16 protein-coding genes and 7 pseudogenes are annotated in these 20,047 nt (G+C 72.0%); 12 read left to right on the forward strand and 11 right to left on the reverse strand.

From position 1 onward, the window contains the following. Window positions 1-64 precede the first annotated feature (64 nt). Window positions 65-1,556, reverse strand: a pseudogene (locus DEJ15_RS14055) (SulP family inorganic anion transporter). Window positions 1,557-1,712: 156 nt separating this feature from the next. Here DEJ15_RS14055 and DEJ15_RS14060 point away from each other — a divergent pair. Together DEJ15_RS14060 and aspS are read left to right on the forward strand one after the other, a co-directional pair. Further along, the gene (locus DEJ15_RS14060; protein WP_110824652.1) at window positions 1,713-2,114 is read left to right on the forward strand and encodes a helix-turn-helix domain-containing protein; all 402 of its coding nucleotides are present in this window, start codon (window positions 1,713-1,715) and stop codon (window positions 2,112-2,114) included. A 300-nt stretch (window positions 2,115-2,414) separates the two neighbouring features. Continuing rightward, window positions 2,415-3,756, forward strand: a pseudogene (aspS, locus tag DEJ15_RS14065) (aspartate--tRNA(Asn) ligase). Window positions 3,757-3,983: 227 nt separating this feature from the next. On the opposite strand, the gene DEJ15_RS14070 reads toward aspS, so the two are convergent. From DEJ15_RS14070 to DEJ15_RS14090, 5 genes and pseudogenes are all read right to left on the reverse strand, one after another. After that, complete coding sequence (locus DEJ15_RS14070) at window positions 3,984-4,277, reverse strand: Dabb family protein (RefSeq protein ID WP_110824654.1); 294 nt, start codon at window positions 4,275-4,277, stop codon at window positions 3,984-3,986. Beyond that, complete coding sequence (locus DEJ15_RS14075) at window positions 4,274-4,528, reverse strand: glutaredoxin family protein (RefSeq protein ID WP_110824655.1); 255 nt, start codon at window positions 4,526-4,528, stop codon at window positions 4,274-4,276. The genes DEJ15_RS14070 and DEJ15_RS14075 overlap by 4 nt, the downstream gene beginning before the upstream one ends. A gap of 154 nt (window positions 4,529-4,682) precedes the next feature. Next, a complete protein-coding gene (locus DEJ15_RS14080) occupies window positions 4,683-4,781 on the reverse strand; it encodes a 30S ribosomal protein bS22 (RefSeq protein ID WP_003792170.1) in 99 nt (32 codons plus the stop codon). A gap of 157 nt (window positions 4,782-4,938) precedes the next feature. Continuing rightward, a pseudogene (locus DEJ15_RS14085) lies at window positions 4,939-5,134 on the reverse strand (helix-turn-helix domain-containing protein). Between the two features lie 86 nt (window positions 5,135-5,220). After that, complete coding sequence (locus DEJ15_RS14090; RefSeq protein WP_110824657.1) at window positions 5,221-5,736, reverse strand: ArsR/SmtB family transcription factor; 516 nt, start codon at window positions 5,734-5,736, stop codon at window positions 5,221-5,223. Between the two features lie 72 nt (window positions 5,737-5,808). Between DEJ15_RS14090 and DEJ15_RS14095 the strand changes: the two are divergent. Next, window positions 5,809-7,246: pseudogene (locus DEJ15_RS14095) on the forward strand (TrkH family potassium uptake protein). Further along, window positions 7,239-7,934: a potassium channel family protein gene (locus tag DEJ15_RS14100; RefSeq protein ID WP_110824659.1), complete on the forward strand. Its 696-nt coding sequence runs from the start codon at window positions 7,239-7,241 to the stop codon at window positions 7,932-7,934. The pseudogene DEJ15_RS14095 and the gene DEJ15_RS14100 overlap by 8 nt, the downstream one beginning before the upstream one ends. An 18-nt stretch (window positions 7,935-7,952) precedes the next feature. Here DEJ15_RS14100 and proC read toward each other — a convergent pair whose 3' ends face one another. Next, the gene (gene proC / locus DEJ15_RS14105) at window positions 7,953-8,783 is read right to left on the reverse strand and encodes a pyrroline-5-carboxylate reductase (protein WP_110824660.1); all 831 of its coding nucleotides are present in this window, start codon (window positions 8,781-8,783) and stop codon (window positions 7,953-7,955) included. Window positions 8,784-8,874: 91 nt separating this feature from the next. Here proC and DEJ15_RS14110 point away from each other — a divergent pair, with 91 nt between their 5' ends. Next, a complete protein-coding gene (locus DEJ15_RS14110; protein ID WP_110824661.1) occupies window positions 8,875-9,831 on the forward strand; it encodes a cation diffusion facilitator family transporter in 957 nt (318 codons plus the stop codon). A gap of 49 nt (window positions 9,832-9,880) precedes the next feature. Here the strand turns inward: DEJ15_RS14110 and DEJ15_RS14115 are convergent. Further along, a pseudogene (locus DEJ15_RS14115) lies at window positions 9,881-10,314 on the reverse strand (nucleoside deaminase). Between the two features lie 106 nt (window positions 10,315-10,420). On the opposite strand from DEJ15_RS14115, the gene upp reads away from it, so the two are divergent. The 7 genes and pseudogenes from upp to DEJ15_RS14150 all read left to right on the forward strand — a co-directional run bounded on the left by upp (window position 10,421) and on the right by DEJ15_RS14150 (window position 16,856). Continuing rightward, on the forward strand, window positions 10,421-11,056 hold the full coding sequence (gene upp, locus DEJ15_RS14120; protein ID WP_110824662.1) for a uracil phosphoribosyltransferase: 636 nt from the start codon (window positions 10,421-10,423) through the stop codon (window positions 11,054-11,056). A 489-nt stretch (window positions 11,057-11,545) separates the two neighbouring features. Next, window positions 11,546-12,367: a winged helix-turn-helix domain-containing protein gene (locus DEJ15_RS14125; protein WP_258365928.1), complete on the forward strand. Its 822-nt coding sequence runs from the start codon at window positions 11,546-11,548 to the stop codon at window positions 12,365-12,367. A 248-nt stretch (window positions 12,368-12,615) separates the two neighbouring features. Further along, window positions 12,616-13,119 carry a MarR family winged helix-turn-helix transcriptional regulator gene (locus DEJ15_RS14130; protein ID WP_258365927.1) on the forward strand — a complete coding sequence of 168 codons (504 nt, stop codon included), beginning with the start codon at window positions 12,616-12,618 and terminating at the stop codon, window positions 13,117-13,119. Next, complete coding sequence (locus tag DEJ15_RS14135) at window positions 13,116-14,465, forward strand: cryptochrome/photolyase family protein (RefSeq protein ID WP_110824663.1); 1,350 nt, start codon at window positions 13,116-13,118, stop codon at window positions 14,463-14,465. Before DEJ15_RS14130 ends, DEJ15_RS14135 begins: the two co-directional genes overlap by 4 nt. A gap of 38 nt (window positions 14,466-14,503) precedes the next feature. After that, a pseudogene (locus tag DEJ15_RS18760) lies at window positions 14,504-14,692 on the forward strand (serine hydrolase); the annotation flags it as partial. A gap of 115 nt (window positions 14,693-14,807) precedes the next feature. Beyond that, window positions 14,808-16,082: a serine hydrolase domain-containing protein gene (locus DEJ15_RS14145; protein ID WP_284175155.1), complete on the forward strand. Its 1,275-nt coding sequence runs from the start codon at window positions 14,808-14,810 to the stop codon at window positions 16,080-16,082. 129 nt (window positions 16,083-16,211) lie between these two features. Beyond that, complete coding sequence (locus DEJ15_RS14150; protein WP_110824665.1) at window positions 16,212-16,856, forward strand: TetR/AcrR family transcriptional regulator; 645 nt, start codon at window positions 16,212-16,214, stop codon at window positions 16,854-16,856. Between the two features lie 147 nt (window positions 16,857-17,003). On the opposite strand, the gene DEJ15_RS14155 is transcribed toward DEJ15_RS14150, so the two are convergent. From DEJ15_RS14155 to DEJ15_RS14165, 3 genes and pseudogenes are all read right to left on the reverse strand, one after another. Next, window positions 17,004-17,618: a superoxide dismutase gene (locus DEJ15_RS14155; protein ID WP_110824666.1), complete on the reverse strand. Its 615-nt coding sequence runs from the start codon at window positions 17,616-17,618 to the stop codon at window positions 17,004-17,006. 45 nt (window positions 17,619-17,663) lie between these two features. Next, window positions 17,664-18,149: a flavin reductase family protein gene (locus tag DEJ15_RS14160; protein ID WP_110824845.1), complete on the reverse strand. Its 486-nt coding sequence runs from the start codon at window positions 18,147-18,149 to the stop codon at window positions 17,664-17,666. Window positions 18,150-18,425: 276 nt separating this feature from the next. Then, window positions 18,426-19,951 (reverse strand): annotated as a pseudogene (locus DEJ15_RS14165) (MFS transporter). Between the last annotated feature and the right edge of the window lie 96 nt (window positions 19,952-20,047).

A 20,047-nucleotide genomic window follows, 5' to 3' on the forward strand; every position in this document is an offset into this window, starting at 1 on the left:
TCCAGTGTAGGTCGGTCCCGCTCGTCCACCGGCCCCACAGCGGATCCACGGACTTCGGGACCGTTCAGTCGAGGTGCCCGGACAGCCGACCGTGCAGGGCGGTCGAACCGGTGTTCAGGTTGACCACCTCCACCGTGGACCCGTGCTTCGCGAACCGCTGCTCGACCCCGTCCAGGGCGGCCACCGTGCTCGCGTCGAACACGTGCGCCTCGGACATGTCGACGACGACGTGCTCGGGGTCCTCGGCGTAGGAGAACCGGTTGACGAGGTCGTTCGAGGACGCGAAGAACAGTGCCCCGCGCACCCGGTAGCGGACCGTGCGCTCGTCGACCGGTTCGCGCACGACCTCGACGACGTGGGCGACCCGGCGGGCGAACACCAGTGCTGCGACGACGACCCCGACGAGGACCCCGGTGGCGAGGTTCTCGGTCGCGACGACGACCAGCACGGTGATGACCATGACGGCCGTCTCGCCGAGGGGCATGCGGCGGAGGGTGCGCGGCCGGATGCTGTGCCAGTCGAACGTGGCGACGCAGACCATGAGCATCACCGCGGTGAGCGCCGCCATCGGGATCTGTGCGACCAGGTCGTGCAGGACGATCGTCAGGACGAGGACCGCTGCCCCGGCGACGAAGGTCGAGACCCTGGTGCGGGCACCCGCGGTCTTGACGTTGATGACGGTCTGCCCGATCATCGCGCACCCGCCGGTGCCGCCGAAGAAGCCCGAGGCGACGTTCGCGATCCCCTGACCCCACGACTCCCGCCAGGCACTCGAGCGGGTCTCGGTGACGGCGTCGACGAGCTGCGCGGTGAGCAGCGTCTCGATGAGGCCGACGATCGCGACACCGAAGGCGTACGGCGCGATGATCCGCAGGGTGTCCAGGGTGAACGGGACCGTGATGCCGGTGAACCCCGGCAGGGCGGTGGGGAGCGAGCCCTCGTCGCCGACGGTGGGGACCGCGATGCCGAACACCATCGTGATCGCCGTCACGACGACGACGGCGATGAGCGGTGCCGGGACGGCCTTGGTGAGGAACGGGACGCCGACGATGAGCGCGACGCCGAGGGCGGTCAGGGGCCACACGACGGGTGGCACTCCGTCGCCGAGGAGGTTCGGCAGCTGCGCGGTGAAGATGAGGATCGCCAGCGCGTTGACGAACGCCAGGTTGACGCTCCGCGGGATGAAGCGCATCAGCCGCGCGACGCCGAGGAACCCGAGCACGAGTTGGAACACGCCGCCGAGCACGATCGCCGGGACGAGGTACGCGACGCCGTGGTCCCGCACGAGGGGTGCGATCACGAGCGCGACCGATCCGGCAGCGGCGGAGATCATCGCCGGCCGGCCGCCGACGACCGAGATGACGATCGCGAAGACGACGCTCGAGAAGAGGCCGACCGCGGGGTCGACGCCCGCGACCACGGAGAACGAGATCGCCTCCGGGATGAGGGCGAGCGCCGTGACGACCCCCCGCCAGGACCTCCCGGGTGAGGAGGCGCGGGGACCGCAGGGCGGTGCGGACGCTCGGCGTGACGGGAGCAGCGGTGGAGATCGACATCGCCGCAACCCTACCCTCACGTGAGAGTAGGGATGACGAGGCCCCGACCGCACGAGCGTGGCGACCAGCGGGAGGGCAGCGCGGCCGGGCGTCCCGCTGGCGGGCGCGGCCGCGCGGTCAGCCTCCCACCCACCGGGCTCTGCCACGATGTCGGACATGACCGTTCCCGACGTCCCCGCGACCATGCACATCGGCGAACTCGCCGAGCGCACCGGGATGTCACTCCGGTCCATCCGGCACTACGACGAGGTCGGGCTCCTCGTCCCGAGCGGCCGCACCGCCGGCGGGTTCCGCGTCTACACGGCCGGCGACCTGGAGCGGTTGCTCGTCATCCGGCGGATGAAGCCGCTCGGGTTCACGCTCGAGGAGATGGCCGGGCTCCTCCGCGTCGTCGACGGACTGACGGCCGGCGACCCTGCCGAGGCCCCGGACCTCGCCGCCCGGCTCGACGCGTTCCTCGAGGACGCCACCGCCCGGCACGCGAAGCTGTTGGAGCGGGCGGCCATGGCCGAGGAGTTCATCGGCACCCTCGGGTCCTTGCGCGCCTCGCTGCCCTGATCCGTCCTCTCCCGTCTGCTGGGACGTCCGCCTCCCGCGGGCGCGCTCGTCCGGCACGAGCGGGAGGGGTGACCAGGCCGCAGCACCTTCCCGGACCCTCCGTCACGGGTACCGCCCCGTTCGTCCTACGACCTGGCCACGACGACGACGCTACGGACGTCGCCGGGCCGGCACGGGCCTCCCGGCCGGACTGTGGACAGCCGAGCGACGAGTCGCGGCTGTGGGCGGAAGGCCACCTCCCGGACCCGGGTTCTGCACAGGCGACGCCGTTCCCGCGCCCGGCCGGTAGACTCGACGACCGTGATCGAACGCACCCGCATCGCCGACCTGGCAAGCCTCCCCGACGGCCCCGTCTCCGTGGCCGGATGGGTCGAGACCGTCCGCGATCAGAAGAAGGTGCAGTTCGTCGTGCTGCGCGACGAGACCGGCGCCGTCCAGCTCGTGAACCCCGCGACGCGTGAAGCGACCGAGGGCGACGACGCGTCCGCTGCGGCCCTCGCGACCACCGAGACGATCTCGGGCCTCGCGCACGGCTCGTTCATCCACGTCGCCGGCACGCTCAAGGCGGACGAGCGCGTGAAGCTCGGCGGGCTCGAGGTGAAGGTCGGCGAACTGACCGTCGTCAGTGCCGCCATCCCCGAGACCCCGATCGCGGACGACTCCTCGCTCGACAAGCGCCTCGACTGGCGCTTCCTCGACCTGCGCAACCGCAAGCAGAACCTGATCTTCCGCATCCAGACGACCCTCGAGCACGCGTTCCGCACGTACTGGGTCGAGCGCGACTACATCGAGATCCACACGCCGAAGCTGATGGCCTCCGCATCGGAGTCCCGCGCCGAGCTCTTCCAGCTCGAGTACTTCGAGACGACGGCGTACCTGGCGCAGTCGCCGCAGAACTTCAAGCAGATGGCACAGCCCGCGGGCTTCGGCGCCGTGTTCGAGATCGCCGACGCATTCCGCGCCGACCCCTCGTTCACCAGCCGGCACGCCACGGAGTTCACCAGCGTCGACGCCGAGTTCTCGTGGATCGAGTCGCACGCCGACGTCATGGCGATGCACGAGGAGGTCCTCGTCGCCGGCATCACGGCCGTCAAGGAGAAGTACGGCACCGCGATCGAGGAGGTCTTCGGCTTCGAGCTGCAGGTCCCGACGACGCCGTTCCCCCCGTGTGACCCTCGCCGAAGCGCGGAAGATCGTCGCGGACAGCGGCTACGAGGTCGTCCGCGCCGACGGGGACCTGGACCCCGAGGGCGAGCGCCGCGTCTCCGCATGGGCGAAGGAGCACCACGGCTCCGAGTTCGTCTTCGTCACCGACTACGACGCCTCGATCCGGCCGTACTACCACATGCGCCACGCCGACGACCCGACGCTCACGAACAGCTACGACCTGCTGTTCAACGGCGCCGAGATCTCCACGGGCGCGCAGCGCGAGCACCGCGTCGACGTGCTGACCGCCCAGGCGGAGGAGAAGGGCCTGGACCCCGCCGAGCTCGGCTGGTACCTCGACTTCTTCCGCTACGGCGTCCCGCCGCACGGTGGGTTCGGGATGGGCCTCGCGCGCGTGCTCATGCTCATGCTCGGCGAGCCGTCCATCCGCGAGGTCACGTACCTCTTCCGCGGCCCGACGCGCCTCACGCCGTAGCGCGCCTCACGCCGTAGCCCGGCGCGGAGCGCCGCCGACCGGCGCCGACCGGCGCGGGAGCGGCGCCGACCGGCGCCGCACAACGAGAACCGGCTCGAACCACGGACGTCCGTGGTTCGAGCCGGTTCTCGTTGGGCCGGTCCGACGCGCGCCGGCAGCAGCGGCGCGCGCCGGCAGCAGCGGCGCACCGGCAGCGGCGGCGTGCCGACAGCGGCGACCCGCGCCGCTCAGTCCTGCCAGTCGATGGCCGCCCGCGCGGTGACGAGACCGCGGATCTCGGCGGCGGCCGCCTGGTGGTCGGGGTGCACCTGGTACTCGTCGAGACCGGCCAGGTCGTCGAACTCCGCGACGACGGCGACGTCCTGGTTCTTCCCCGGGTAGGCGACGTTCTCGACCACCTGGAGCGACCTGATGGACGGGATGACCCCGACGAGCCCCGTCAGGAGTTCTCGGATCCGGGCCACGGCGTCGTCGCGGTCCAGGTCCTCGCGCAGGGTCCAGGAGACCACGTGGCGGATCATGCGCGGGCCTCGGCCTGCTCGAGCGCCCGGGCGAGTCGCTCGGGATCGACGTGCCAGTTGCTGTGCACCCGTCCGTCGACGAGCACGACGGGGATGTCCTCCGCGTACTCTAGGCGGAGGGCGTCGTCGTCGAGGATCGACCGCTCCTCGAACGTGACCCCGGGACGGTCGGCGACGACACGTTCGACGATCGGACGGGCGTCGTCACAGAGGTGGCATCCGGGCTTGGTGAGGAGCGTCACGGCTGGCATGCGACCAGGCTACCCGCGCCGGTGCGGGCACTCCCGACGTGCTGACGGGCCTCCAGGCAGCGTGTCCGGCGGCGACGTCCCGGTGCGGTCGTCGACGGACCCGGGAAACGCAAGAGCCCCGGCGGACCGGGGCTCTTGCTGCGGGTCTCTCGACCTACTTCTTGTTGCGACGCTGGTGGCGCGTCTTGCGAAGGAGCTTGCGGTGCTTCTTCTTCGCCATGCGCTTGCGACGCTTCTTGATGACAGAACCCATGTGGACCTCGCTCGGACTGATGCTGATGTACGGACACCGGGCCGATGAAGCCGCGGAAAACCAACCTGCCCGAGTCTACCGGCTGGCTGCTGCGATGTCGAACGGCGCCGGAACGGACGGTGGACGCCCGGTGTGGAACGGTCGTGCTGCGTGCGGGTCAGCCGACGTCGGCGATGCCGCCGCGCAGGAGTTCCGCGACCGCCGACTCCGGCACCCGGAAGGACCGGCCGAAGCGGATGGCGGGGAGCTCCCCCCGCGTGGACCATGCGGTAGACCGTCATCTTGGAGACGCGCATCATCTCGGCGACCTCCGCGACGGTGAGGAAGCGCACGTCGTCGAAATTGCCGGTCATGGTCCGCCTTCGGGCTGGCTCGTGGTGTGACCTGTGTGGTCCCTGGTCACTGTAGGGGCGCGTGCAGTCCGGTGTCCAGCAACTGTTCAGTCGTCCTCGGGCCGCTTCGTGAAGCGACGCCGGCCCCGGTCGACGACCCGCTCCCAGCCCTGCTGCGCACCGGTGATCGCGACCGTCGCGCGGTGCGACGCCTCGGCCATCACCCGACCGAGTTCGGTGCCCACCTCGACGGTCGCCTTGCCGGCCGCACCGCTCCTCCGGACGGACACCGGCTGACCGTCCGGCGTCCACGACGTGGTCGCGGGCGTGCCGTCGGCGTCCACGGCGGTCGTGAAGGGGACGACCCACTCCTCGATGCCGAGCAGGGGCTCCGGGTCGAGCCGGTAGTAGCGGTGCTGCCCCTCCTCCCGGCTGGTCACGAGACCGATGTCGCGGAGGACGCGGAGGTGCTTCGAGACGGTCGGTTGGCTGACCCCGAGTCGCAGGACGAGTTGCCCGACGCTCAGTTCGCCACCGGTCGCGTCGGCACCGAGGGCGGTGAGGAGCTCGCCCAGCAGCGCCCGGCGCGTCGGGTCCGCGACGACGCTGAAGATGTCGGCCATGCGGCAAGGCTAACGGCGGCCGTGCGGATGTACCATGACGAACCGTCCCGCCCATGTCCCCGGAGGCATACGATGCTCGACCGCACCGAGCCGGTCCCCACCGTCGGGGACCTGTCGGGTCAGCGCCGCCCGGGGAAGCTCGTGACGGCCCTGCGCTCGTCGCCCTCGCGGCTGGCGATCCTCGTCTTCATCGTGCTCATCTTCCTGTTCACGGCGCTGTTCATGACCCCGATGGCGTCGGCGGACGGGACCGTGACGCACTTCTCCGACGCCCTGTTCACCGCGGCGAGCGTCGTCTGTGTGACCGGCCTGGCGACGGTCGACATGGCGACGCACTGGTCGGTGTTCGGCAAGGTCCTCGTCGTCATCGGGACGCAGATCGGTGCGCTCGGCGTGCTCACCTTCGCCTCGATCCTCGGGCTCGTGGTCACCCGCCGCCTCGGGCTGCGCGCCAAGCTCATCGCGGCCGGGGACTCGAACCCGCTGCGCACGCACCACGGCGCCGTGCCGGAGGGCCAGGCGGTCCGCCTCGGCGACGTCGGCACGCTGCTGCTCACCGTCGCGGTGAGCACACTGACGATCGAAGTCGTCATCGGTCTGCTGCTCCTGCCGAGCGTGCTCGTCACCGGTGTGCCGTTCTGGACGGCGGTCGGCGACTCCTTCTACTACTCGGCGATGGCCTTCACGAACACGGGCTTCGCGCCGAACGCCGACGGTCTCGACCCGTACGCCCACGACTACTGGTTCCTCAGCCTCCTGATGGTCGGCGTCGTGGCCGGGTCGATCGGGTTCCCGGTCATCCGGACCCTGACGAAGCAGCTCCGGTCCCCCCGCCGCTGGCCCATCCACGTGAAGCTCACGCTCGCGACGAGCCTCGTGCTGCTCCTCGGCGGCACGGCGGCGTACATCGCCCTCGAGGCGTCGAACCCCGAGACGTTCGGACAGGAGGGCGCCGGGCGCACCGCGTTCCAGGCGCTCTTCCTGTCGACGATGACGCGGTCGGGTGGGTTCTCGCTCGTCGACTTCGACGAACTGAACGGCTCGAGCCTGCTCGTCACCGACATGCTCATGTTCATCGGCGGCGGCTCCGCCTCCACCGCCGGCGGCATCAAGGTCACCACGCTCGCCGTGCTCTTCCTCGCGGCCGTCGCGGAGGCCCGTGGCCGGCAGAGCATGGAGGTGTTCGGCCGTCGGATCCCGAGCGACGTCCTGCGCGTGGCGGTCGCCATCGTCCTCTGGGGGGGCGACCATCGTCGCGGTCGCCACCGTCGTGCTGCTGCAGATCACGCACGAGCCGCTCGACCGCGTCCTGTTCGAGGTGATCTCGGCCTTCGCGACGTGCGGGCTGTCCTCCGGGGTGTCCGCGGACCTGCCGGAGTCCGGGAAGTACGTGCTCGCCGCCACGATGTTCCTCGGTCGTGTCGGTACAGTGACCATCGCCGCCGCGCTCGCCGCCAGTCAGAGCCGGCAGCTGTTCCGCCGTCCCGAGGAGAGGCCGATCGTTGGCTGACCGACACCGTCCGCACGCCCAGCAGGGTCCCGTCAGCCACGACGCCCCGGTCCTCGTGATCGGTCTCGGGCGGTTCGGTGCCGCGACCGCCGGGCAGCTCGAACGGCAGGGGCGTGACGTCCTCGTCGTGGACACGGACGCCGCGCTCGTGCAGAAGTGGTCGGACCGGGTGACGCACGCGGTCCAGGCCGACGCGACCGACATGGACGCGCTCAAGCAGATCGGCGCGCAGGACTTCGCCATCGCGGTCGTCGGCACCGGTTCGGACCTGGAGTCGAGCGTGCTCATCACGGCCAACCTGGTCGACCTCGGCGTCCCGCAGATCTGGGCCAAGGCGATCAGCCGGTCGCACGGCACGATCCTCAGCCGCATCGGCGCGAACCACGTGGTCTACCCCGAGCGGGAGGCCGGCGAGCGCACGGCACACCTGGTGTCCGGTCGGATGCTCGACTTCATCGAGTTCGACGACGACTTCGCCGTGGTGAAGATGTTCCCGCCGCGGGCGGTCCGCGGGCGGGACCTGGCGACCACGGTCATCCGGACGCGGCACGGTCTGACGGTGCTGGGCATCAAGCCGCCCGGTCAGGCGTTCGTGCCGGCGACGCCGGACAGTGTCATCGGCGAGGACGACGTCATCATCGTCTCGGGCACGGAAACGGACCTCGAACGGTTCGCGGCGCTCGAGTAGCCCCGCCGGGGGTCGGGCTCAGAGCCGCGACAGCTCCTCGGCCCTGGCCATCGCGGCCCGGGCGGCGTGTTCGAGCACGTCGGCCAGGTCGGCGTCCTGCAGCACGGCCACGGCACGCTCGGTCGTGCCCTTCGGGCTGGTCACCGCGCGGCGCAGGTCGGCCGGCTCGCTGCCGGACCGCGCGAGGAGCTCGACCGCCCCGCGGACCGTGCCCTGCACCATCGTCCGTGCCTGGTCGGGGCTGAACCCGAGCGCCTCCGCGGACCGCTGCCACTGCTCGACGAACAGGAAGACGTAGGCGGGGCCCGACCCGGACACCGCGGACAGCGCGTCGAGCTGCGCCTCCGGGACGTCGAGGACGTCCCCGGACACGGCGAACACGGACGATGCGAGGGCGACCGCCTCGGCGTCGGCCGACGCGCCGGCACTGATCCCGGTGACCCCGAGGCCGACCCCGATCGGCGTGTTCGGGAGGGCACGGACGACACGGACGCCGGCAGGCACGTGGGCCTCCATGGAGGCGGTGGTCACGCCGACGGCGACGCTCACGACGACCGCGTCCGGCTCGAGGTCGGCGGCGACCTCGTCGAGCAGGTCCACGACGCCGAAGGGCTTCACGCCGAGCACCACGACGCCGGACCCGCGCACGGCGGCCCGGTTCGCGTCCGGGTCCACCTCGGACGCGACGGCGTGCAGCCCGGCGGACCGGTGTGCCGACGCGGACGCCTCGGACCGGGTGGTGACGGCCACGGAGTCCGGCGAGACCCCGGCGGCGAGGAGCCCCTGCAGGACCGCGCCGGACATGGAACCGACGCCGAGCATGGCGACGCGGGGCAGTGCGATGGTCATGGCCCGACCCTACCGACGACCGGGACCGTCCCGACGGCCGGCGGCCCAGTATCGTGGTCGAGGTCGGTACGAGAAGGGGTCGGACAGCCACATGAGCGCTTCCGGAGGGACCAAGGCGATCTTCGCCGCACTCGGTGCGAACGTCGGGATCGCGATCGTGAAGTTCATCGCGGCGGCGATCAGCGGGTCCGCGTCGATGCTCGCGGAGGGCGTGCACTCCCTCGCCGACTCCGCGAACCAGCTGCTCCTGCTGCTCGGCGGCCGGCGGGCGAGGAAGGCCGCCGACGAGGAGCACCCGTTCGGTCACGGCCGTGAGCGGTACGTGTACGCCTTCGTCGTCTCGATCGTGCTCTTCTCGGTCGGCGGCGTGTTCTCGCTGTACGAGGGCATCGAGAAGTTCGCCCACCCGCACCCGCTCGAGAACTGGTGGCTGCCGATGGCCGTGCTCGTCATCGCGATCGGGCTCGAGGGCTTCTCGCTGCGCACGGCGCTCGGGGAGGCACGGCCGCACAAGGGCGACCAGTCGTGGGTGCAGTTCGTCCGCCGCGCGAAGGCCCCGGAGCTGCCGGTCGTCATGCTCGAGGACACCGCGGCCCTGATCGGCCTCGTCTTCGCGTTCTTCGGCGTCGGCCTCACCGTGCTCACCGGCAACGGGGTCTTCGACGCGATCGGCACGGTGCTCATCGCGGTGCTGCTCATCGCCGTCGCGCTCGTGCTCGGTGTCGAGACGAAGAGCCTGCTCGTCGGCGAGGGCGCCAGCTCCGGTGACGTCGCCCGGATCAAGCAGGCCGTGCTCGACGGCCCCGAGGTCGATTCGGTGATCCACCTGAAGACCCTGTACCTGGGTCCGGACGAGCTCATGGTCGGCGTCAAGGTGGCGGTCGACGGCGACCGTCGTCTCGGGGACGTCGCCGCCGGCATCGACACGGTCGAGGAGCGCGTGCGCGCCGCGGTGCCGATCGCCCGGGTCATCTACATCGAGCCGGACGTCCGACGGGACGGGCCGCACCCGTCGACCGAGGCGATCGTGCTCCGCGCCGCCGACTGACGGACCGGTCCCGGCGGGCGCCCGGGCTCGTCAGCGGCTCCCGGGCTCGTCAGCGGCGCCCGGCGAAGAACGCGTCGAGGAGCGTCGCGCAGTCCTGCTCGAGCACCCCGGCGACGACCTCGGCGCGGTGCGGGAGCCGACGATCACGGGCGATGTCGTAGACGCTGCCGCTCGCGCCCGCCTTGGGGTCCCACGCTCCGAAGACGATCCGTGGCACGCGAGCGGCGAGCAGTGCCCCGGCGCACATCGGACACGGTTCGAGCGTGACGACGAGCGTGTGTGCGGTCAGGTGCCAGTCCCCCCGTGACCGCGGCGGCCGCCCGCAACGCCAGGACCTCGGCGTGCGCGGTCGGGTCCTGACGGGCCTCCCGTTCGTTGCGACCCACGGCGACGACGGCCCCCCGCGGCGTCGAGCACGACGGCGCCGACCGGGACGTCCCCGGTGGCCAGGCACGCCCGCGCCTCGGCCAGCGCCAGCTCCATGGCGGGGACGAACGGTCGTCCGGCCGGGTGCTCCACACGTCCTCCACCCCGACGCCGACGACGGCCGCGACCGCCGGTCGGGGTGCGGCGCGGTACGCTCGACCCTATGCGAGTCCATGTCGCCGACCACCCGCTCATCACCCACAAGCTCTCGGTGCTCCGCGACCGGACCACTCCATCCCCCACGTTCCGTGCCCTGACCGAAGAGCTCGTCACGCTCCTCGCGTACGAGGCCACGCGCAACGTCCGGGTCACGGCGACGCCGATCAGCACGCCGGTCGCGCAGACCATGGGCGTGGCCATCGCGAAGCCCCGTCCGCTCGTCGTGCCGATCCTCCGCGCCGGACTCGGCATGCTCGAGGGCATGGTCAAGCTCGTCCCCACGGCCGAGGTCGGCTTCCTCGGCATGGCCCGCGACGAGGAGACCTTCGAGCCGCAGACCTACGCCGAGCGGCTGCCGGACGACCTGTCGAACCGCCAGTGCTTCGTGCTCGACCCGATGCTCGCGACCGGTGGGACCCTCGCCGCGGCGATCGAGTTCCTCTTCGACCGCGGTGCGGTCGGCGTCACGTGCGTCTGCATCCTCGGCGCGCCCGAGGGCCTCGCCGCTCTCGAGAAGGCGGTCGGCGACCGTGACGTCACGATCGTCCTCGGCGCGCTCGACGAGCGCCTCGACGAGAACGGGTACATCGTCCCGGGCCTCGGCGACGCGGGCGACCGCCTCTACGGTCTGGCCGACTAGCGACCGCACCACCTGACGGACGGGAGGCCCGCCATCCGACGGCTGGAGGGCCTCCCGTCCGTCACGTGGCGGCACTGTCCGCGCACGTCACCGTCCGTGCGGACGGTTGACACGGCGTTGGTACACCACGGATACTCGGGCCATGACTGCAACCCCGTCCACCCGAGCCCTCCGCGAGGCCAAGGGGACCGTCGGCATTATGATGCCGACCACGGCGGTCATGCGTTGTCGAATGTGTGCCTGATCGGTACCCGTTCCAGCCGGATCCTCCGCGACACCACCCCCGTCGCGCGAGCGTGATCCCGCGGTGACGACCCCGTCGACGACGCGCACCACCGTCACGAGGTCGGACCCCGTTCCCCCCGGATGAGCCCCGGTCCCGCACAGGGACCGCAGGGCCGATCGGCGTACTGCCGACCCGGGCCGACGCATTCGACACCGGCCGATGCTCCACCACTCCGCTCGGCCGCACCACCCGGAGACCGCACCATGTCGCTCACCATCGCCCAGCCCCGCACCGCCCACACCGACGCCGCCCGTGACCGGAGCGTCGCCGGGCTCCGGACGACCGCGTCCGCGCCGACCGACCTCGGCCACGTGACGCCGATCGGGACACGTCGCACTCCGGTCGCCCAGCCCGTGCGGCCGGCCGCCGACCGGACGGCCGTCCCGACCAGCCCCGTCGTCGCCCCGCAGCGCAACCGCGCACTGCCCGAGGGCACGGAGGCGCGCGGGTTCGCGCTGTACGTCGGACTCGACGAGGCCGCGGCAGCTGCAGCCGGTACGACCCTGGCTGCCGTCGTCGAGCAGCTCAAGGCGCTCACCGCACAGCTCGTGCCGTCGGCGGAGACCTACGCCGCCGTCGCCGTCGCCGCGGAGGGGTCCGGCGGACGGGACGTCGACGTGGTCCGGCTGGCGCTGCAGGACCGGTCGGCGGTGGCCGCGCGCAAGCAGACCGAGAAGCCGGAACCGGAGGAGACCGGTGTCGTCATCGACATCTCGCGCAAGCGGGTCGTCCTCGACGGCGAGACGGCGCCGCTGACCTTCAAGGAGTTCGAGCTGCTGCAGTTCCTCGTCCTCCGCGAGGGGCGCACGGTCGACCGTTCGGCGATCATCGAGGGCCTCTGGTCCGCCGGCGACGACGAGACGCCGAACGAGCGCACCATCGACGTCCACGTCCGCCGTCTGCGGGCGAAGCTCGGCGCCTTCGAGGAGATCGTGCGGACGGTCCGCGGTGTCGGGTACCGCTTCGACCGGCACGCCGACGTCTCCGTGCGCTACGCCTCCACGCCGTCGCCCGACCTCTTCTGAACCGGCGCTCGACGAGCGCTCGGGCAACTCGCAGGAATAGGCGGCGTGGCCGCCTTCCCTGGCGTTACCGCTTCGTTATACAGTCGGACGTGCAGTCGGTGTTTGCTGTGGCACCGACTGTGGAATGTGATTGCAGGAATCTCCCGGTGCAAGGGAGCGGGCCGGTCGTCCACTCGGGCGGCCGGCCCGCGTTCCTCGTCGGTACCCCTCGGTAGGGTGGGGGGTCCACCGACCGGAGGGACACAACCGTGAGCGATCACCGCAGCGAGAAGGCCACCGCGGTCGCGGCGTGGGAGTCACTGTTCCGCGCGCAGGTCACCGTGATGCGGAACCTCAACACCGAGTTCCCCTCGGCCGAGATCTCCTTCAACGAGTACGACGTCTGCTTCAACCTGTCGACCCAACCCGGCCGCCGCTGCCGGATGCGCGACCTGACGGGCCACCTGCTCCTGACGCAGCCGAGTGTCAGCCGCCTGGTCGACCGCCTCGCGTCCAAGGAGATCGTCGAGAAGCAGCCCGACCCGACCGACGCGCGGGGGGTGATCGTCACCCTCACCCCGCACGGCTACGACGTGTACCGCGCTGTCGCCGTGCAGCACGCGGCCACCATCGCGGCGCAGGTCGGCGCCGGGCTCGACGACGCTGAGCTGCGGACGCTCACCGAGCTCTGCACGAAGCTCCGCGTCGCCGCCGCCGCCACACCCGCGACGCGCAGGTCGGTCGCGACCGTGCCGGATCGGGCGTCGGCATGAGCGGCTCGGTCGTCTGGCTGCGCGACGACCTCCGGATCGCGGACAACCCGGCGCTCCGCTCGGCGGTGGACCGCGGGGGCCCGGTCACGGTCGTCTACGTGCTCGACGAACAGAGCGAGGGGATCCGCCCGCACGGCGCCGCGGCCCGGTGGTGGCTCCACCAGTCCCTGGCCGCACTCGACGCCGACCTCCGCGCGCACGGCACCGCGCTCGTGCTCCGGCGGGGTGCCGCGGCCGACGTGATCGCGGACCTCGTCACGGAGTCCGGCGCGGACGCCGTGTTCTGGAACCGTCGCTACGGCCGCGTCGAACGGGAGATCGACGCGGGCATCAAGGCCGGCCTCGTCGCCGGCGGCGTCGAGGCGCACAGCTCCGCCGGCACCCTGCTCTGGGAACCGTGGACGGTCCTGACCGGGAAGGGCGAACCGTTCAAGGTGTTCACGCCGTTCTGGCGCGCCGCGCAGGCGATGCCGGAGCCGCGGCACCCCTGGCCCGAGCCGGAGACGATCGCCCCGCCTGCGGACGTCGCCTCCGACACGCTCGAGGACTGGGCACTCCTGCCGACCGCGCCGGACTGGGCGGGTGGCATGCGGGATGCCTGGACGCCCGGCGAGCACGGCGCGTGGGACCGGATGGAACGGTTCATCGACGAGGCACTCGCGGACTACGACCAGCGGGACGAGCCCGCGCAGGCAGCGAGCAGCAGTCTCTCGCCGCACCTGCGCTGGGGCGAGATCAGCCCGTACCAGGTCTGGCACCGCCTGCACGAGACGCTCGAACCCGACCAGCGCCGCGCGGCACCGGCCTTCCTCCGGCAGCTCGCCTGGCGGGAGTTCAACTGGAACGAGTACTTCCACTGCGACGACATCGCCCGGACGAACGTGCGGCGGGAGTTCGACGCGTTCCCGTGGCGGGAGGCCTCGGACGCCGAACTCGACCGGTGGCGACACGGCACGACCGGCTTCGACCTGGTCGACGCGGGGATGCGCGAGCTCTGGCACACCGGCGCGATGCACAACCGGGTGCGCCTGGCCACGGCGAGCTTCCTCGTCAAGAACATGCTCGTGGACTGGCGCATCGGCGAGCAGTGGTTCTGGGACACCCTGGTGGACGCCGACGCGGCGAACAACGCGGCGAACTGGCAGTGGGTGGCGGGCTCGGGCTTCGACGCCGCGCCGTACTTCCGGGTGTTCAACCCCGACCGTCAGCTCGAACGGTTCGACCCGCACCGCGAGTACGTGCGCCGGTGGGTGCCCGCGGACGAGGACCGACCGGAGCCGATGCTCGACCTCAAGACGAGTCGGCAGCGGGCACTCGACGCCTACGCCGAGATGCGCCGGGCATGAGCCGGCCGGGTCCGGGCGTGCTCGGCGCCGTCGACGCCATGCACCGGCAGCGCGTCCTGGACGGCATCGCGCCGAGCAGCGTCTGGGGCGTGTTCGACCGGGACGGGCTCGTCGCCTCGGGCGGACACGGGGACCGCGGGGACGGCCGGGCACCCGAAGCCGACACCGTCTACCGCATCGCCTCGTGCACGAAGAGCGTCACCGCCGCGACCCTGCTCGGCCTCGTCGCGGACGGCCTGGTGTCCCTCGACACCCCGGTCACGGAGTTCGTCCCCGCGTTCGCCGCGGTCCGGCTGCCCACCGCGGACTCCCCCCGTCCCGACCCTCCGGATGCTCCTCACGATGTCCGCGGGCTTCCCGACGGACGACCCGTGGGCGGACCGACAGGAGGCGCTCCGGGACCAGGACCTGGACGACGTCCTCCGCAGCGGTCTGCTGTTCGACTCCGTGCCGGGGACCGGGTTCGCCTACTCGAACCTCGGCTACGCACTCCTCGGTCGGGCGCTGTCGGTCGTCGCCGGGGCGCCCTTCCCGGCCGTGGCGACCGAACGTGTGCTCCGCCCGCTCGGACTCGACGACACCGTGTTCGCCGCGGCCGACGCCCGTGGTCTCGTGGTCACCGGCCACCGCCGCGTCGACGACGACTGGGAGGCGTTGAGGACGACCGGCCCGGGCGCGTTCTCGCCGATCGGCGGCCTGTTCTCGACCGTGCGGGACCTGGCCCGGTGGGGTCGGTGGCTCGCGGCGGCGTTCGACGGGACCGCCGCACCGTTCGCGGAGGCGGGCAGTGCCGGATCCGACGTCGGACCCCTCACCACGGCGGAGCGTCGCGCGATGCAGCAGGCGATGCGGGTCCTCCCGCCCGGGAGCCTGCCCGGGTCGACCCGGACCGCCGGGTACGGCTTCGGGCTGTTCGTGGAGCACGACCCGGCCGTCGGCCCGATCGTGTCCCACTCCGGCGGCTACCCGGGGTTCTCCGCCCACATGCGCTGGTCGGTCTCGACCGGACTCGGCGTGGTCGCGTTCGAGAACGCCACGCAGGCGAAGGTCTCCGTGGCCGCGACGCGTGCACTCGACCTCCTCCTCGCGGACGCCGTCCCGGGTGTCGCGGTCCCGCACGCGGTCCCCGCCGCGACCGGCGTGCCCGTGACCCGGTCGCGGGACGACGAACGAGCTCCCGGCAGCGAACCGGTCCTGCCGTCGACGCGTGCTGCGCAACGGTCCGTGACGCGTCTGCTGGCGGACTGGTCCGATGCGGAGGCCGGCGCGGTCTGCGCCGAGAACGTCCCGCTCGACGTCCCGTGGCACCGTCGACGAGCAGCGATCGACGGTGCCGTCGCGGAGGTCGCCGCCGACCTGTCCGCACCGCCCGTGGCCGAACGGTCCGTGACGCCGACGCACCTGCGTTGGTGGGTGCCGGGCGCCCGCGGCCGGCTCCGCGTGGAGATCCGACTCGCCCCGCTCGCGTCCGGCCTCGTGCAGACCCTCGTCGTGCGGGCGGAACCGGACGAGGTGGTGCCCGCGGAGGCCGCGGCAGTACCCGCGCACACGGCGGCAGCACCGACCGACCCGGCGGCAGCGCCGACCGAGCCGGTGGCACCAGACCCGACGGCCTGATCCCGTCGTCTCGGAGCCCCCCCCCTCCCGCAACCGGTTCGAACGCGGTCGCGGCCGTGTCCGGTAACATGCTGCATGTCCGCTCGGCCTCGTGGCGGTCGTCCGCCTGTTCCTCGCTCGGGAGAGACCATGCCTCGTCAACCGGACCCGTCCCTGAAGCCGGCGATCGTCGCCAAGGTCACGGACCACCTGCACGGCACCTGCCTGCAGGACGTGTCTGTGCGGAGCCTCGGTCGCGTCCTCGGGACGAGCGCGTACCCGATCGTGTACCACTTCGGGTCGCGTGACGGCCTCATCGACGCCGTGGTGGAGCACCTCAGTCGGCACGTGTCCGGCATCGGCCTCGACCCCGACGCCGACGAGCAGGTGCTGACGGAGTACCTGCTCGCGGTCTTCGGCGGCCTCGAGGACCCGGACCGCTTCCTCGCAGCCCGGCTGACGTTCGAACTCGGCGCCGTGGAGGCACTGACCGGGCACGACCGGCACCGGTGCCAGCACCGGGCACACGTCGAAACCATCGCGTCATGGTGCCGGGCGCACGGAGCGGACGGCTGTACGGCGCTCCGGGCCGCGAGCGCGGCGGTCCTCGCCTGTCGCGGGGCCCAGTGGGGTGCCGTCCTCGACGGCGACGTCACCGCCGTCGAGGTCACCCTCCGGGACGTCGCGCGCCGGTTGGCAGCGGAGATCGGCGCCCTCGACCCGTGCACCGGTCCCGGCGAGGCCGATCACGTCGGCGAGACCGTGGCGTCCCGGGTCGGCGCTGTCCGCTCCTGAGTCCGGGCGCAGGGACGGGGACGACGGACGGGAGGCCCGGTACCAGCTGGTACCGGGCCTCCCGTCCGTCGTGGGGTCGCGTTCCGCGACCCGCACCGTCTCGTGAGCACGTGGTCCACGAGGTCCCGGTGCTCAACGTGGTGGTGCTCAGAGCGTGACGAAGCTCTGGGACTTGGCGTTCTCGAAGCGGGCGGCGACGTTCTCCCAGTCGACGATGTTCCACACGGCCTTGACGTAGTCCGCCTTGACGTTGAGGTAGTCGAGGTAGAAGGCGTGCTCCCACATGTCGAGCATGAAGATCGGCACGAGACCGAACGGGATGTTGCCCTGCTGGTCGAACAGCTGGAAGGTCGTCAGCTTCTGGCCGACGACGTCCCAAGCCAGGACGGACCAACCGGAGCCCTGGATGCCGTTGGCGACCGCCGCGAACTGCGCCTGGAACTTCTCGAACGAGCCGAAGAACTCGTCGATCGCGGCGGCGAGCTCGCCCTCCGGGACCTTCGTGTCCGGGCCGAGGTTGGTCCAGAAGATCGAGTGGTTGACGTGGCCACCGAGGTGGAACGCGAGGTCCTTCTCGAGCTTGTTGACGTTCGCGAAGTTGCCGGACTCGCGGGCCTCGCCGAGCTGCTGCAGCGCGGTGTTGGCACCGGTCACGTAGGCCTGGTGGTGCTTGTCGTGGTGCAGCTGCATGATCCTGCCGCTGATGTGCGGCTCGAGGGCGGCGTAGTCGTAGGGGAGCTCGGGCAGGGTGTACTCAGCCATGTGCGGTCCTTTCGATCGGTGATGTGCGGTGCGGGGTTCCGCGGCTCACGAGAGCCGGGAACGATCGGTCAGGGAGTGGAATTCCCGGTTGTGGTAGACCAGCGGCTCGCCGCGGTCGAGGCCGACGACGATGTCGAGCACCTCGGCGACGACGACGGTCGAACTGCCGATCGGGGTCGTCGACAGCGGACGGCAGCGCAGGGCACTGGCGGCGTCGGGCAGGTAGCGGTCGCCGCTCGGCAGGGCACCCCAGATCGGGTCGTCCGCGGCGGGGCTGCCGGTCGACGCGAAGCGCTTGGCCAGCGCGACGCCGCGGGCGTCCATCAGGTGCACCACGAAGACCGGGGCACCGAGCACGACGCCGGCGGACCCGGAGTTCGTGGAGAGCGAGAAGACCAGGACCGGCGGGTCGACCGCGACGGAGGCGACGCTCGAGGCGGTGAGACCGGTCGGACCGTCCGGGCCTTCCGCGGTGATGACCGCGACACCGGCGGGGTGTCCGCGGAAGGCCGCCTTGTACGCGGCGGCCATGTCGGCCTGGGGGGACGTCTGCCTGCGGGAGGTCGGCGGCGTCGGGCATGTCAGTCGTGGTCGTTCCTCGTTCGGGGGGGGACGGCCGCGGACGTCGCGGCCATCCCCCCAACGTAGGACCTGCGGCATGGTGCGGGTCCATGATTCACAGGTTCGGCCCATCCCGGGCGTGCCGTCACGCGGCCGTGCCCGCTCGGGAGCGCTCCGGACGACGGCGCGGCACGGCGCAGGCCGACGGCTCGGGCTGCCCGCTCGGGCCCGCGCGAGCCGACGGGCTCAGTGCCGCCGCAGCATCACGACCGCACCGGCGGCCGCGGCGACCATGAGCGCCGCGGCGACGCCCGCCGTCGTGGTCACGCCGGAGTCGAAGGCGGCCCGCGCGGACTCGAGCAGCGCCTGCCCCGCCGGTCCACCGAGTTCGGCGGCCGCGGCGACCGCTCCGCCGAGGGTCTCCCCCCGCCGCGGTGTGCGCGGTGGACGACAGCCCCTCGGGGACGACGACGTTCGCCCGGTACGCCGACGCGAGGATCGTCCCGAGGACGGCGGTCCCGAGCACGGCGCCGATCTCGTACGCGGTCTCCGAGATGGCCGATGCTGCTCCGGCCTTGTCCGCCGGGGCGGTGGAGATGATCAGGTCGTTCGTGACCGTCTCGGACGCACCGATGCCGATACCGAGCAACACGAAGGCGAAGGCGAGCGCGGCGATGGTCGCGTGGTGCCCGAGCCCGGCGACGAGGGCGTACGCGACCGCGGAGAACAGCAGCGACGCCGAGACGACCCAGCGCGGCGCGACCCGGGCGACGACCGGTACGACGACGAGCCCGGCGACGATGGTGAGCACCGCACCCGGCACGAGGACGAGGCCGCTCGCGAAGGGGTCCAGGCCGGCGACGAGCTGCAGGTGCTGGGCGACGAAGAACAGGAAGCCGGTGAGGGAGAACATCGCGGCCATGTTCATGAGCACGCTGCCGGTGAAGGCCGTGCTGCGGAAGAGGCGCATGTCGAGCATCGGCGTGCGGGTGCGCAGTTGCCGCCGGACGAACGCGATCCCGCAGAGCACACCGACCGCGACCATGGCGACGGCCAGACCGCGTTCCTCGGGGTGCACGAGCGACTTGATCGCCCAGACGAGCGGGCCGAGGGCGCCGAGGGAGAGCAGCATGCTCGGGACGTCGACGGGCCCGGGCTCGGGGTCGCGGGACTCCGGCACGCAGAACGGCACGGCGACGAGCATCACGACGAGGATCGGCACGGCGACCAGGAACACGCTGCCCCAGTGGAAGTGCGCGAGCAGGACGCCGCCGACGAGCGGGCCGAGGGCGTTGCCGGCGGCGAACATGGTCGACCAGACGGCGAGCGCGAGGCGCCGCTCCCCCCGCGTCCGGGAAGACGTTCCGGATGATCGAGAGCGTGGCGGGCATGAGCATCGCGCCGAAGACGCCCATCGCGAGCCGGGCGGCGACGAGCATCCAGGCCTCGGTCGCGAACGCGGCGGCGACGGAGAGCACCGCGAAACCGGTCGCTCCGGTCACCAGGATCCGGCGGCGACCGATGCGGTCACCGATGCTGCCCATGACGACGAGCAGGCCGGCGAGGACGAGCGGGTAGGCGTCGACGATCCAGAGCTGCGTGGTCGCATCGGGGTGCAGGGCGCGCGCGATGGAGGGCAGCGCAAAGCTCAGGACGGTGTTGTCGACCGAGATGAGCAGCACCGGCAGCATGAGCACCGCGAGCGCCGCGAACCGGGAGGCGCGGCTCGCGGTGATCCGGGTGGCGACGGGGCTGGTGAGCAGTGCGGACATGGCGGACTCCAGGACTTCGAGCATGTCGCGCCGCTGGTCCTCCCGGACCGGCGCAGACGAGACGGGACGCGGAAGTCGTCACGCGTCCCGTCAGGG

The sequence above is a fragment of the Curtobacterium sp. MCJR17_043 genome (assembly GCF_003224315.2).
Taxonomy (GTDB): domain Bacteria; phylum Actinomycetota; class Actinomycetes; order Actinomycetales; family Microbacteriaceae; genus Curtobacterium.